Genomic DNA, 14323 nt, shown 5'->3' with positions numbered 1-14323 from the left:
GAGCTTATTCGGTCAGAGATCGAGTAGGTGTGTATTCTTGAAAATAAGGAGAGTGAAGTCATGAGTAAAAAAAGGATTTATGAACTGGCTAAGGAATTAAACGTTAGCAACAAAGAAGTAATTGAAGTTGCAAAGAAAAATGGTTTTAAAGTTGGTAACCACATGTCATCTTTAGATCAAGCTGCTGAAGCTAAAGTTAAAGCTTCATTTGTTAAACCAGTTAAATCTAGTTCACAACAGCAGGCGACTCCTAAAAAAGAAAACAGCGAGAAAAAACAAAATGTTGCTGTAAACAAAAACTCCCAAAATGCGCGGAATAATAACCATTCTAAGCATCAAAATCAAGCATCCGCACAAAGAAATAATGAAAGGCATTCAGGGAAGCGTATGGAAAAAAACAACAACAATAATAACGCGAATAATACAAAACATCGTGGCAATAATTCCCAAGGCAATAGCCAAAACAACAACCAAAAGAAAAATAAGTTTTCAAACAATCGCTTTGGCGGGAATAATAACAATCATAAGTTCAATAAAAAGAACAAGAACAAGAAAAATAAGAAGTTCAATCAAAAGAACAATAAACCGGCAGTTCCTCCACGTAAAAACAAGCCATTACCAGAAGTTTTGGTCTATACGGTCGGCATGAACGTGGCAGATATTGCTAAAAAGATCCACCGTGAACCAGCTGAGATCATCAAGAAGTTATTTATGATGGGTGTTATGGTCAACCAAAACCAATCCCTTGATAAAGATACGATCGAGATCTTGGCAGCTGATTATGGGATCAAGGCAGAAGAAAAGATCGAAGTCGACGTAGCTGATATCGATAAATTCTTTGAAGAAGAACAAAATAATCAAGATAATTTGACTTCACGCCCACCAGTTGTAACGATCATGGGTCACGTTGACCATGGTAAGACAACGTTATTGGATAAATTACGTCATACCAATGTTACGGCTGGCGAAGCTGGTGGTATCACACAACATATCGGTGCTTACCAAGTGCGTCATTCAGGTAAAACGATCACATTCTTGGATACACCAGGACACGCTGCCTTCACTAACATGCGGGCTCGCGGGGCGGATATCACGGATATCACTGTCTTAGTCGTTGCTGCTGATGATGGTGTGATGCCACAAACGATCGAAGCTATCAACCACGCTAAGGCTGCTAATGTACCGATCATCGTTGCGGTCAACAAGATCGATAAACCAGGTGCTAATCCAAACCACGTCATGGAACAATTATCAGAGTATGAATTGATCCCTGAAAGTTGGGGTGGCGATACGATCTTTGTTGAGATCTCAGCTAAATTCAATAAGAACTTAGAAGAATTGCTCGATATGATCTTACTTGAAGCTGAAATGCTCGAATTGAAAGCCAATGCTAAACAACATGGTGCAGGTTCAGTTATCGAAGCTCGGCTAGATAAAGGTAAGGGTTCTGTTGCCTCATTACTTGTGCAACACGGTACATTACATGTTGGTGATCCGATCGTTGTGGGTAACACCTTTGGTCGTGTGCGGACAATGACTGATGCTCGGGGTCGTTCGATCAAGAAAGCAACTCCAGCGACTCCAGTTGAGATCACTGGTCTAAACGATGTTCCTGATTCTGGTGATCGTTTTATTACATTTGATGACGAAAAGACAGCGCGGGCAGCTGGTGAAGAACGTGCTAAACGTGCCTTGATCAAAGAACGTAACCAAACGACGCATGTGACCTTAGATAACTTGTTTGATACCTTGAAAGAAGGGGATCTAAAAGAAGTTGGTCTGATCATCAAAGCCGATGTGCAAGGTTCAGCTGAAGCTTTAGCACAAAGCTTTAAGAAGATCGATGTTGAAGGTGTTCGCGTAAATATCATCCACCAAGCGGTCGGTGCGATCAATGAATCTGATGTTACTTTAGCAGAAGCTTCAAATGCTATCATTATTGGTTTCAATGTACGTCCGACTCCACAAGCTAAGATCCAAGCTGAAAGTGATAAGGTCGATATTCGTTTACACAATGTCATCTATAAGGCGATCGATGAAGTTGAAACTGCGATGAAGGGTATGCTAGAACCAGTCTTTGAAGAAAAAGTCATCGGTGAAGTTGAAATTCGTGAAACTTATAAAGTATCTAAGTTAGGTACGATCGGTGGGGGCTATGTCACAGATGGTTATATCCAACGTGATAGTGGAGTCCGCGTTATCCGTGATGGTATCGTGATCTATGAAGGTAAGCTTGCTTCGCTTAAGCGTTTCAAAGATGACGTTAAACAAGTAAAACAAGGCTACGAATGTGGTCTGATGATCGAAAAATACAACGACATCAAAGTAGGCGATCGTATCGAAGCTTACGTAATGGAAGAAGTTCCACAAGACTAATATTTGATTTGAGGAGGAATTTGAATGGCACAACATTATCGTGTGGGTCGGTTATCACAAGAGATCCAAAGGGAAGTCAATGATATTTTGACTAAGCGTGTGCGTGATCCTCGAGTACAAGGCGTGACGATCACGGGCGTAGAAGTGACAGGTGACTTGCAACATGCAACGATCTATTACAGTACATTATCTAATTTGGCTTCTGATGCTGAGAAAACACAGATCGGTTTAGATAAAGCAACAGGTTTGATTAGACGTGAATTGGGTCAACGCTTGCGTATTTATGTAACGCCTGAAATTAAATTTGAACGGGATGAATCAGTACGTTACGGTGATCATATCGATGAGCTTTTAAGTAAGCTACACCAGCAAGAAAGTAATCCTTATTGATCGATCATGATTTAAAAATTATGTGTAGATAAAAAGAAGCTGGAAAAATTTTCTAGCTTCTTTTTTTAGAAAAGAGAGGTAAAAAATGGACGGGATCCTTCCTTTGAATAAAGATCGTGGTATGACGAGCCACGATGCAGTTTTTAAATGCCGGAAAATTTTTAAAACACGTAAAGTTGGACATAGTGGCACACTTGATCCCAATGTTGATGGTGTTTTACCGATCTGTATCGGTAGAGCAACTAAAGCAGTCAATTATTTGATGGCATCGGGAAAAGTTTATAAAGGCGAGATCATTTTAGGTTTTGCAACAGAAACTGAAGATCTGGATGGTGCAGTTGTTGCCAAAGAAGCTATCGAACGTCCTTTTAGTCAAGAACAGATCGATCAAGCAATGGCTCAGCTGACGGGTGAGATAATTCAGATCCCGCCGATGTATTCGGCAGTCAAAGTCAATGGTAAGCGGCTCTATGAATACGCACGTGCCGGGCAAAGTGTTGAACGTCCTAAAAGAAAGATCACAGTCGATTATTTTAAGCAGACTAAGCCAAGCACATATGATGCAGTTAAAAAACAACAGACGCTTTATTTTGAAGTCGGTTGTGGTAAAGGGACTTATGTTCGGACTTTGGCGTTAGATCTAGGCGAAATTTTGGGTGTCCCAGCTGTAATGTCAGATCTGACACGTTTGCAAAGTGGGGGCTTTGAGCTAGAGAAGAGTGTGACTCTTGAACAGCTGACTAATGCTACTCCAGAAGAACTAGAAACTTACCTTTATCCACTTGAATATGCTTTTCGAAGCTATCCGAAAGTTATCCTAACTGAACAACAGTGGCAAAAGGTCCAAAATGGTGGCTTTTTACCAGCAAATATTTTTAAAGATAAGACGACAAAGATCTTGTTGATGTATGGCGATAAAGCACGGGCACTTTATTATTATGATGATAAAAAAGACGTTTTTCGTTCAGAACAAATGCTTGATCTAACTTAAAGAAGGTAACAGAGATGAAAGTTATTGAATTAGCTGAACCATATGCTAAAAGTGAGATCTATCCTGAACAGATCGTCTTAGCCCTAGGTTTTTTTGATGGAGTCCATCGCGGACATCAAGCGGTGATCAAGGCGGCTAAACAGCAAGCCAAAAAAATGGGTGTCAAGCTAGCAGTGATGACTTTTGATCGGCATCCCAGTGCTATTTTTCAGCAACGTGACCCGCAAAAGATCCAATATTTGACACCGATCACCGAAAAATTAGCATTGTTTGAAAAATTTGGAGCAGATATTGCCTATGTGGTCAAATTTGACGAAAAACTTGCTTACTTAAAACCTCAGGAATTTATCGATAAATATGTCGTAGGATTAAATGCGGTGGGGATCACTGCCGGCAGTGATTACACGTATGGGCCTCATACAGTCGCTAATATGAAAAATCTGCCTAAATATGCTAAAAATAGATTTGAGATCCAGAATGTCGAGCTACTAAAAGAAGATGAAAAAGTTGGTTCAACTGGGATCAGAGAAGCTCTAGCAAATGGAAAAGTTGAACTTGCAGCCCACTATTTAGGTTATGTGTACCAAACGACAGGGACGGTAGTGCATGGCTTTGAGCGTGGCCGACAGATAGGTTTTCCAACGTTGAATATTGAAACGAGCCCTGCCAAACAATTGCCAGCAGTAGGGGTCTATGCCGTTGAAGTAGGATTGGATGGTAAACGATACCACGGGATGGCTTCGATCGGCTATAATGAAACCTTTGGTGATGATCTAGCTAAGACGTTAGAAGTAAATCTCTTTGATTTTTCGGCGATGGTCTATGGCAAAAAAGTAACGGTCTATTGGAAAAATTATTTGCGTCCAATGGTGAAATTTAATAGTATCGCTGAATTGATCGCGCAATTAGAGGCTGATAAACAGCATTCTGAAGCGTTACTTAATGTTCAAAATGAAAATTAGCACTCTGCTTGACAGATTGCTAAGAGTTGTGTATATTAATAATTGACTTAGCACTCCAGAGTGTTAAGTGCTAAAAGAGGTGATCGTAGTGTTGACTGAGCGACAGTTATTGATCCTTGAGGCTGTGATCCGTAATTATACAGAAGCGGGGCAGCCGATCGGATCGAAGACTTTACAACAACAATTACCGGTCCATGTGAGTTCAGCGACCATTCGTAATGAGATGGCGGTTCTCGAACAGCAAGGATATATTGCAAAGGAGCATTCAAGTTCAGGGCGGATCCCTTCACTTAAGGGTTATCGATATTATGTCGATAATTTGATGAAACCTAGCAAACTTGATCGTAATGCTTTGTATGATATCCGCAACTCTTTTGGAAATGAATTTCAGAAGATCGATGAGATCCTAGCGACTTCAGCTAAGATCTTATCCGATTTGACAAGTTATACTGCTATTTCGCTCAAACCTGAAGCTAAGGATCTACGCTTAGAAGGTTTTAGACTCGTAGAGCTTGGCAATCAACAGGTAATGGTGATTTTGGTAACAAGTGACGGTACCGTTGAGAGTCAGACTTTTACGATGCCAAGTGGGATAAGTGGCAGTGAACTCGAAGCTGTTATCCGTCTGATCAATGATAAAGTCGTTGGTCTGCCACTGAGACAGGTGATCGTCAGGCTTAATGAATGTTTGCCCCTTTTGAACCGTTACTTACATCAACCGGCTGGTTTCATCGATGTTTTTGGTAATATCTTGAGCCGTGTAGCTAAGGAACAGGTTTATGTAGGGGGGAAGATGAATCTTTTGGATTTTTCCAAAGATGCCTCACTTGAACAGATAAAGTCACTATATTCTCTAGTTGATCAAACGCAAGGGATCGGCAGTTTGGTGGACTCAACTAAAGATGGGATCTCCATTAAGTTGGGTGATGAACTACCAAGCATTTTGCTACAAAATTACAGCTTGATCTCTGCTACTTTTGATGATGGTAACCATGGACAGGGAACGATCGCGATCCTAGGTCCGACAAATATGCCATATTCAAAAATGATCGGTCTGATTACGGTTTTCCGCGATGAACTGGCTAAGAGAATAAATGACTATTATCAAAAATTTTAAATTGATTTTATAGGAAAAGGGGTGTTGATGTGGCAGAAGAAGAGATCAAAAATGCTGCAGCAGAGCAAACAGCACCGGATGAAACTGAAGTAAAAAATGATTCAGTGGATGATCCAAAGAAAGAAGAAGCTGTTGATGAAGTCACAGCTTTGACTGATCAGTTAGCTGAACTGCAAAAAAAATATGATGAATTAGAAGATCGCTATTACCGTTCAGAAGCGGAAATGGCGAACATGACTAAGCGTTTCAAAAAAGAACAAGAGCAACTTCTTCGTTATGAAGGTCAAGATCTAGCACGTGATATTTTACCAGTTGTCGATAATTTAACACGTGCCTTGCAAACAGAAGTTGAAGATGCTGGTTCAAAACAACTCAAGCAAGGGATCGAGATCGTTGCAAGAGATCTCGACAAGGCCTTACAAAGTAATGATGTGACAAAGATCGCTTCGTTGGGTGAAGAATTTGATCCGACGAAACATCAAGCGGTCAAGTCAGTACCGGTCGAGGAAGGACAAACGCCTGAAACGATCGTCCAAGTCTTACAAGAAGGCTATATGTTAAAAGATCGCGTCTTACGTCCAGCAATGGTCGTTGTCGCACAATAATTTTGTAAAAGGGTGAATTTTTAATGTCAAAAATCATTGGTATTGACCTTGGGACAACTAACTCAGCAGTTGCTGTTCTTGAAGGTAAAGAAGCAAAAATTATTACAAATCCAGAAGGTAACCGGACAACTCCATCTGTTGTTTCATTTAAAAATGGTGAAACTCAAGTTGGTGAAGTAGCTAAACGTCAAGCGATCACTAACCCAAATACGATCAGCTCGATCAAACGTCACATGGGTGAAGCTGGTTATACTGTAGATATCGAAGGTAAAGAATACACACCACAAGAAATTTCAGCAATGATCTTGCAATACATCAAAGAATATGCTGAAAGCTACTTAGGTGAAGAAGTTACTCAAGCTGTTATCACAGTTCCAGCTTACTTCAATGACTCACAACGTCAAGCTACTAAAGATGCTGGTAAGATCGCTGGTTTGAAAGTTGAACGTATCGTCAACGAACCAACAGCAGCTGCTTTAGCTTATGGTTTGGACAAACAAGACAAAGATGAAAAAGTTTTAGTCTTTGACCTTGGTGGTGGTACATTTGACGTTTCCATCCTTGAACTTGGCGATGGTGTCTTCCAAGTACTTTCTACAAACGGTGATACAAACCTTGGTGGGGATGATTTTGATAACAAGATCATCGATTGGTTAGTAGCAGAATTCAAGAAAGAACATGGTATTGATCTTTCAACTGATAAGATGGCAATGCAACGTCTTAAAGATGCTGCTGAAAAGGCTAAAAAAGATCTTTCTGGTGTAACTTCTGCACAGATCTCCTTACCATTTATCACAGCAGGTGAAGCTGGTCCATTGCACTTAGAAACAACTTTAACACGTGCTAAGTTCAATGAATTGACACATGACTTGATCGAAAGAACTAAGATCCCTGTACGTAATGCTTTACAAGATGCTGGTTTGACCAACGCTGACATCGATGAAGTTATCTTAGTTGGTGGTTCAACCCGTATCCCTGCAGTTAAAGAAGCTGTTAAAGCTGAAACTGGTCATACTCCAAATGAATCTGTTAACCCTGATGAAGCTGTTGCTTTAGGGGCAGCGATCCAAGGTGGGGTCATCACTGGTGATGTTAAAGACGTTGTTTTACTTGATGTTACTCCATTGTCACTTGGTATCGAAACAATGGGTGGCGTCTTTACAAAATTGATCGATCGCAATACAACGATCCCAACATCTAAGTCACAAGTCTTCTCAACTGCTGCTGATAACCAACCAGCTGTTGATATTCACGTTTTACAAGGTGAACGTCCAATGGCAGCTGATAACAAGACTTTAGGTCGTTTCCAATTAACAGATATTCCAGCAGCTCCACGTGGTGTTCCTCAGATCCAAGTTACATTTGATATCGACAAGAACGGTATCGTAAATGTATCTGCTAAAGATCTCGGCACTAACAAAGAACAAAAGATCACGATCAAGAGTTCATCTGGTCTATCCGATGAAGAGATCGATCGTATGGTCAAGGAAGCTAAGGAAAACGAAGAAGCTGACAAGAAGCGTAAAGAAGAAGTTGATCTACGTAACGAAGTAGATCAATTGCTCTTCCAAACAGATAAGACGTTAGAAGAGATCAAAGGCAAAGTGTCTGATGACGAAGTGAAGAAAGCTGAAGATGCACGTGATGCATTGAAGAAAGCGCAAGAAGAAAATAACATCGAAGACATGAAAGCTAAGAAAGATGATTTGACAAAGATCATCCAAGACATGTCAGTCAAACTTTACCAACAAGCACAACAAGCTCAAGGCCAAGCTCAAGCTGATGGTGCATCCGCTAGCGAAACCAACGCTGCTGATGATAACACAGTAGATGGCGACTTTAAAGAAGTCGATCCTGACGATAAATAATCGTTACAATGGCTAAATGAAAAGTCAAAGGCCCTTTGTGGACTTTGGCTTTTTATTTTTAAGCAGTTATGTTAATCTAAATTTAAGTGTAATTGCACGGCAAATAACCAATTATTTGGAGGAGAAACATGGAAAAGAATCCTTATGATGTCTTAGGTATTTCCAAAGATGCATCTGCTGATGAGATCAAGCGCGCTTATCGCAAACTATCAAAGAAGTATCACCCTGACTTAAACCATGAAGCTGGGGCAGAAGAAAAGTTCAAAGAGGTAAACGATGCTTATGAGATTTTAAGTGATCCGCAGAAAAAGGCTCAATTTGATCAGTTTGGCTCGACTGGAGCTCAAGGCTTTGGCGGTGCTGGTCAAGGCTTTGGTGGCGGCTTTGAAGGTGGTTTCGGTGGTTTTGACGATATTTTCAGTTCATTCTTTGGCGGCGGTGGTGCTAGTCGTTCACGCACAGCTCCGCGTCAAGGTCGTGATCTGCAATATGAAATGAACTTGACCTTTGAAGAAGCAATTTTTGGTAAGACGACTGAAATTGAATATACTCGTGAAGAAGATTGTGACACATGTAACGGTACTGGTGCTAAACCAGGAACATCACCTGTAACTTGTTCGCATTGTGGTGGTCGTGGTTTTGTCCAAGTCGAGCGCCAAACTCCACTTGGGCGTATTATGACACAACAAGAATGCGATGTCTGTGGTGGTACTGGAAAAGAGATCAAAGAAAAGTGTACTACATGTCATGGTTCTGGTCATATCCGCAAGAAGCATGCAGTTGAAGTCAAAGTGCCAGCAGGGGTCGAAGATGGCAATCAAATGCGCTTACAAGGCCAAGGTGAAGCAGGTGTAAATGGTGGTCCATACGGCGATCTCTTTATCGTCTTTAATGTTGCGCCAAGTGATACCTTCAAGCGTGATGGCTCTGAGATCTATTTAGAACAACCGATCACATTTGTGCAAGCTACTTTAGGGGCTGAGATCCCAGTTAAGACTGTTCACGGAGATGTTAAGTTGAAGATCCCAGCTGGAACGCAAACGGGAACGACATTCCGCTTACGTGGTAAAGGGGCACCGAGATTGCATGGAACAGGCAATGGTGATGAACGAGTTACAGTGAAAGTTCAAACACCAAAGAGTCTAAATAAACAACAAAAGATCGCATTGAAAGCTTTTGCGGAAGCTTCAGGTGATGAAGTTGCTGATGAAGGCAATTTCTTGGATCGCTTAGTTAAGGCATTAAAAAATGAGTAAGATCACAAGATAAAAATTTATAAATTTTATCTGAAAATGATTGACTTTAGTTATAAAAAGACGGTATAATTAACTTCGTTGCGATGGTCTGGTAGCTCAGTTGGATAGAGCAACGGTCTTCTAAACCGTAGGTCGTGAGTTCGAATCTCACCCGGATCATTTTAAATGAAGTTAATACCAGTTAAGAAAAGGCAAAACGTTGTTATATCAGCGTTTTGCCTTTTCTGTTATCTGGGAAAAATCGTTAAAAACAGTAAGTTGTAGTAAGAAAAGGGTAATGGAAGGGGAATAATTACCCTGCAAGTTCATCTAGTTTTGAAATGATCGTAGCATCGTTTTTTTTCTTTGTATTCGTCGATCAAGTACGCATAAATATCTGTTGTTGTCAAAAGGTCCGCATGACCTATGCTAGGCAGATAAGCGACATGTGTACGCCGTAAAATTAAATAGATGATGTTTGACTCGTAAATCACTACAAGTAGCTAAAGAAGTAGGTAAAAGCGTATAGACATTTGATCACTACAAAAAGGATAGTAGTAAAATCAGAAAGATTTATTGACCAATATTAGCGAAATAAAATATTTAGTAATTTTTCCTAAAATTCAAGCTATTTGTTTTACAAGTGGATCGTCTAAATGTTATATTGTAAGCGTATTCATAATATAAAATTTATATTCTTGGAGGAAGTAGTTATGGATCTAGCAAAATATATCGATCACACGATCTTGGCACCAAATGCAACTGAAGAACAAGTAGAAAAGATAATTTCTGAGGCATTAGAATATGGCTTTGCATCAGTCTGTATCAATCCATATTGGGTCAAAAAAGTGGCTCAAGGTTTAGCTGATAGTGATGTCAAAGTCTGTACGGTGATCGGCTTTCCTTTAGGCGCTAATAAGACCAGCATCAAAGTCAGTGAAGCTAAAGAAGCGATCGCTGATGGAGCAGATGAACTTGATATGGTGATAAATATCGGCGAATTAAAGGCCAAACATTACGATGCGGTCAAAGCAGATATCAAGGCGGTAGTTGATGTATGTCATGCAGAAAGTAAATTGGTCAAAGTTATCATTGAAGCTTGCTTATTGACCGATGAAGAAAAGATCAAGGCTTGTGAATTGTCAAAAGAAGCTGGGGCTGATTACGTTAAAACATCCACTGGTTTTTCGACCGGTGGTGCGACCGTAGCTGACATTGAATTGATGCGAAAGACTGTCGGACCAGATATCGGTGTTAAAGCTTCTGGTGGGATCCATTCCAAAGAAGAAGCTCTAGCCTTGATCGAGGCAGGAGCTTCACGTTTAGGTGCGAGTGCAGGGGTCAAGATCGTTAATAGTTAGGATGTGAATAGAATGCGATTTAAACGTGTATTTACATTAGTGATCGACTCGGTAGGGATCGGAGCTGCTAAAGATGCGGCTAAATTTGATGATGAAGGCTCTGATACTCTAGGCCACATCACTTCTTATTGGAATGGTGAGTTAAAATTACCTAACTTAACGGCTCTAGGTTTGGGCAATATTCGGTCTGATTCGCCATTAACAGGCGTTTTACCAGTTGAAGCCCCACTAGCTTACTATGGCAAGATGCAAGAGATCTCGGCAGGAAAAGATAGTATGGATGGTCACTGGGAAATGATGGGCTTGCCAGTCACTGAACCGCTGGGCTTTTTCCCTAATGGATTCCCAGAACATTTGATCAAGGCGATCGAAGAATTTAGTGGCCGTAAAGTGATCGTCAATCGTCCGATCTCTGGGACCGAAGTGATCGCTAAATACGGTGAAGAGCAGTTAGAAACTGGGGCTTTGATCGTGTATACCTCAGGGGATTCAGTCTTGCAGATCGCAGCTAATACAGCGATCATTTCGCTCGATGAGTTGTATCGGATCTGTAAATATGTTAGAGAAATAACGATCGATGAATATCACATCGGGCGTATTATTGCGCGTCCATATGTTGGTAAAGATAAAAGTGAATTTAAACGAACGTCTGACCGGCATGATTTTACTTTAGTCCCTCCAAAAGATACGGTCCTAGATATGTTAGATCAAGCTGGCTTTGAAGTCATCGGAGTTGGAAAAACGAACGATATTTTTTCAGGTAAGGGGATCGCTACAAGGATCCATACTGAAAGTAATGATGACGGGATGACTAAGACGATCGAAGTTGCCCAAACAGATTTTACCGGCCTGTGTTTTACGAACTTGGTCGATTTTGATGCAATGTATGGTCATCGCCGTGATCTTGAAGGATACGGTAAAGCTTTGGCAGCATTTGATGAACGTTTGGGTGAATTACTGCAGAATTTACAAGTTAACGATCTATTGCTGATCACAGCTGATCACGGTAACGACCCTGGATTTAAAGGGACTGACCATACGCGTGAATATGTGCCTTTATTAGCTTATTCACCAAGTTTTTCTAAGGGTAGTTCGTTAGGGATCCGTGAGACTTATGCTGATCTGGGGGCAACGATCCTAGATAATTTTGAGTTACCAAATAAAACGGACGGTAAGAGTTTTTTAGCCGATCTACGGAGGGATCAAGATGAGTGAACATATTGAAGCCAAGAAAGGTGATATTGCTAAGATCGTTTTATTACCAGGTGATCCTTTACGGGCCAAACATATTGCGGAAACGTTTTTAGACGATCCACGCTGTTACAATACAGTTCGCAATGCATTGGGTTATACAGGAACTTATAAGGGGATAAAGATCTCGGTCCAAGGCACAGGGATGGGGATCCCATCAACTTTGATATATGCAGAAGAGCTGATCAATTATTACGGGTGTGAGATCTTGATCCGTGTCGGTACATGTGGCGGAATGGCGCCGGAAATAAAAGTTAGAGATGTTGTTTTAGCGCAATCGGCAACAACTGATTCGGCCATCATTCAAAATACTTTTGGTAGTGGTCTTTATTATGCGCCCACAGCTGATTTTAGTTTGCTTGATCATGCGTATACTGCGGCTAAAAAAGAGCGGATCGCAGTTAAAGTTGGCAATATCATCTCAGAGGATCGTTTTTATAATGAAGAGATCGATCGAAAGAAATTGATCCAATACAATGTGTTAGGGGCTGAGATGGAAGCAGCAGGCCTATATCTGATCGCAGCTAAGTATAATGTAAAGGCTTTAGCTGTTTTGACGATCAGTAACCACATTATAAGTGGCGAATCAACTCCAGCATCTGAGCGTGAAAGATCATTTAATGACATGGTAAAAGTTGCGCTCGAAGCTGCAATTTCACAAGTTAAAGTGTAGAAAGGTGGGAGCCACAATGCGAATGGTAGATATTATCGAACGCAAACGCAATGGAGCAGAATTGACAAAAGAAGAGCTACACACTTTTATTGAGGGTTATACTAAAGGCGAGATCCCAGATTATCAAGCTAGTGCTTTTTTGATGGCGACTTATTTCAATGGAATGACGGCTAAGGAGCAAGCGACCTTTGCTTTAGAGATGCTCCATTCAGGTGATGAAGTTGACTTGTCACTGATTCCAGGAATCAAGGTCGATAAACACTCAACTGGTGGTGTGGGGGATAAGACTAGTATCCCCTTAGCTCCGATGATCGCTGCGTTAGATATTCCGATCCCAATGATCTCAGGTCGGGGTTTGGGACATACTGGAGGAACGTTGGATAAATTGGAAGCGATACCAGGTTTTAAGGTCGAACTAAGTGAGGCTGAGTTTATCCAGCAAGTCAAAGATATCAACTTGGCTATCATCAGTGCCACTGGTAATATCGCACCCGCAGATAAGAAATTATATGCTTTACGTGATGTTACTGCAACAGTCGACTCGATCCCGTTGATCGCAGGTTCTATTATGAGTAAGAAGATCGCTTCTGGTACTGATGCGCTGGTCTTAGATGTTAAGACTGGCTCAGGTGCATTTATGAAGACACAAGAGAAAGCTAAAGCATTAGCTAAAGCGATGGTCGAGATCGGTAAAAACGTCGGGATGCGCTGTATGGCAGTTATTTCTGATATGAATCAACCATTGGGCAATACGATCGGAAATACCCTTGAGATCGAAGAGTCGATAGAGATCTTAAAGGGGAATGGGCCTAAAGACATCACTGATCTTGTTTTGACATTAGGAAGTCAGATGGTAGTTTTAGCTGGAAAAGCCGAAACGCTAGAGCAAGCCCGTGAAATGTTGATCGAAGTTTTGGTCAATGGTAAGGCCCTTGAAAAATTTGGTGCTATGATCGAAGCACAGGGAGGTGATCGCAATATCATCGATGATTATAGTTTGATGCCTCAGGCAAAATATCAGATCTCGATCAAGGCACCTAAGGCAGGCTATATTTCTAAAATGACAGCTGATGAATTGGGTGTAGCAAGTATGCTACTTGGCGGTGGTCGTCAAAGTAAAGAAGATACGATCAATTATGCAGTCGGTTTACGCTTGCACAAAAAAGTCGGTGAGCGAGTTGAAAAAGATGAGGAGCTAGTAACGGTCTATAGTGATCAAAAAGACATTGAGCAAGTTGAAAAGTTGATCTTAGATAATATCGAGATCGGCGAAAAGACTAATACTGTTCCGTTGATCCATGAAATAATCAAATAGCAGATAAGATAGTATTGTTAGGGATGTAAGGCTTAACAATACTATTTTTTGATTTGCATAATTTGGTGACCCATATTAAGATAATTAGCACATTGAAAAATGGGAGGAAATAGAGTTGAAACTATATGAGTTGACGTTGAATAACGTTTTTTATGTAGATCAACAGCGAAAAAAAGATA

General features: G+C 40.8%; 12 protein-coding genes and 1 tRNA gene. All 13 read left to right on the top strand.

Features of this window, described 5'->3' with window-relative positions; all coding sequences use genetic code 11:
• The first annotated feature begins 60 nt into the window (after positions 1 to 60).
• The 13 genes from infB (at position 61) to LMU01S_RS04460 (ending at position 14144) form a co-directional block, all read left to right on the top strand.
• Positions 61 to 2376, top strand: coding sequence for a translation initiation factor IF-2 (gene infB, locus LMU01S_RS04520; protein ID WP_056960083.1), 2316 nt, complete (start codon positions 61 to 63; stop codon positions 2374 to 2376).
• 24 nt (positions 2377 to 2400) lie between these two features.
• Complete coding sequence (gene rbfA, locus LMU01S_RS04515) at positions 2401 to 2766, top strand: 30S ribosome-binding factor RbfA (protein WP_004047989.1); 366 nt, start codon at positions 2401 to 2403, stop codon at positions 2764 to 2766.
• 85 nt (positions 2767 to 2851) lie between these two features.
• Complete coding sequence (gene truB / locus LMU01S_RS04510) at positions 2852 to 3757, top strand: tRNA pseudouridine(55) synthase TruB (protein WP_056960081.1); 906 nt, start codon at positions 2852 to 2854, stop codon at positions 3755 to 3757.
• 14 nt (positions 3758 to 3771) lie between these two features.
• Positions 3772 to 4719, top strand: a complete 948-nt coding sequence (gene ribF, locus LMU01S_RS04505) for a riboflavin biosynthesis protein RibF (protein WP_056960080.1) — start codon at positions 3772 to 3774, stop codon at positions 4717 to 4719.
• Between the two features lie 88 nt (positions 4720 to 4807).
• A complete protein-coding gene (hrcA, locus tag LMU01S_RS04500) occupies positions 4808 to 5836 on the top strand; it encodes a heat-inducible transcriptional repressor HrcA (RefSeq protein WP_056960077.1) in 1029 nt (342 codons plus the stop codon).
• A 29-nt stretch (positions 5837 to 5865) separates the two neighbouring features.
• On the top strand, positions 5866 to 6441 hold the full coding sequence (gene grpE / locus LMU01S_RS04495; RefSeq protein ID WP_056960075.1) for a nucleotide exchange factor GrpE: 576 nt from the start codon (positions 5866 to 5868) through the stop codon (positions 6439 to 6441).
• A gap of 23 nt (positions 6442 to 6464) precedes the next feature.
• Positions 6465 to 8309, top strand: coding sequence for a molecular chaperone DnaK (gene dnaK / locus LMU01S_RS04490; protein WP_056960073.1), 1845 nt, complete (start codon positions 6465 to 6467; stop codon positions 8307 to 8309).
• A gap of 128 nt (positions 8310 to 8437) precedes the next feature.
• On the top strand, positions 8438 to 9565 hold the full coding sequence (gene dnaJ, locus LMU01S_RS04485; RefSeq protein WP_004047978.1) for a molecular chaperone DnaJ: 1128 nt from the start codon (positions 8438 to 8440) through the stop codon (positions 9563 to 9565).
• Positions 9566 to 9650: 85 nt separating this feature from the next.
• A tRNA-Arg gene (locus LMU01S_RS04480) sits at positions 9651 to 9724 on the top strand.
• A 533-nt stretch (positions 9725 to 10257) separates the two neighbouring features.
• The gene (deoC, locus tag LMU01S_RS04475) at positions 10258 to 10905 is read left to right on the top strand and encodes a deoxyribose-phosphate aldolase (protein WP_004047960.1); all 648 of its coding nucleotides are present in this window, start codon (positions 10258 to 10260) and stop codon (positions 10903 to 10905) included.
• A 12-nt stretch (positions 10906 to 10917) separates the two neighbouring features.
• Positions 10918 to 12120, top strand: coding sequence for a phosphopentomutase (locus tag LMU01S_RS04470; RefSeq protein ID WP_056960071.1), 1203 nt, complete (start codon positions 10918 to 10920; stop codon positions 12118 to 12120).
• Positions 12113 to 12829, top strand: a complete 717-nt coding sequence (gene deoD, locus LMU01S_RS04465; RefSeq protein WP_056960069.1) for a purine-nucleoside phosphorylase — start codon at positions 12113 to 12115, stop codon at positions 12827 to 12829. Before LMU01S_RS04470 ends, deoD begins: the two co-directional genes overlap by 8 nt.
• 16 nt (positions 12830 to 12845) lie before the next feature.
• Positions 12846 to 14144, top strand: coding sequence for a pyrimidine-nucleoside phosphorylase (locus LMU01S_RS04460; protein WP_056960067.1), 1299 nt, complete (start codon positions 12846 to 12848; stop codon positions 14142 to 14144).
• The last annotated feature ends 179 nt before the right edge of the window (positions 14145 to 14323 follow it).

The sequence above is a fragment of the Ligilactobacillus murinus DSM 20452 = NBRC 14221 genome, from assembly GCF_001591685.1.
Taxonomy (GTDB): domain Bacteria; phylum Bacillota; class Bacilli; order Lactobacillales; family Lactobacillaceae; genus Ligilactobacillus; species Ligilactobacillus murinus.
This window is presented reverse-complemented; position numbering and strand designations above follow the sequence as displayed.

What these genes read in the sequence shown, in the direction of transcription:
- dnaK (WP_056960073.1), top strand. Translation starts at nt 6,465, where the DNA reads ATGTCAAAAATCATTGGTATTGACCTTGGGACAACTAACTCAGCAGTT.
- ribF (WP_056960080.1), top strand. Translation starts at nt 3,772, where the DNA reads ATGAAAGTTATTGAATTAGCTGAACCATATGCTAAAAGTGAGATCTAT.
- LMU01S_RS04470 (WP_056960071.1), top strand. Translation starts at nt 10,918, where the DNA reads ATGCGATTTAAACGTGTATTTACATTAGTGATCGACTCGGTAGGGATC.
- rbfA (WP_004047989.1), top strand. Translation starts at nt 2,401, where the DNA reads ATGGCACAACATTATCGTGTGGGTCGGTTATCACAAGAGATCCAAAGG.
- truB (WP_056960081.1), top strand. Translation starts at nt 2,852, where the DNA reads ATGGACGGGATCCTTCCTTTGAATAAAGATCGTGGTATGACGAGCCAC.
- deoD (WP_056960069.1), top strand. Translation starts at nt 12,113, where the DNA reads ATGAGTGAACATATTGAAGCCAAGAAAGGTGATATTGCTAAGATCGTT.
- LMU01S_RS04460 (WP_056960067.1), top strand. Translation starts at nt 12,846, where the DNA reads ATGCGAATGGTAGATATTATCGAACGCAAACGCAATGGAGCAGAATTG.
- dnaJ (WP_004047978.1), top strand. Translation starts at nt 8,438, where the DNA reads ATGGAAAAGAATCCTTATGATGTCTTAGGTATTTCCAAAGATGCATCT.
- infB (WP_056960083.1), top strand. Translation starts at nt 61, where the DNA reads ATGAGTAAAAAAAGGATTTATGAACTGGCTAAGGAATTAAACGTTAGC.
- deoC (WP_004047960.1), top strand. Translation starts at nt 10,258, where the DNA reads ATGGATCTAGCAAAATATATCGATCACACGATCTTGGCACCAAATGCA.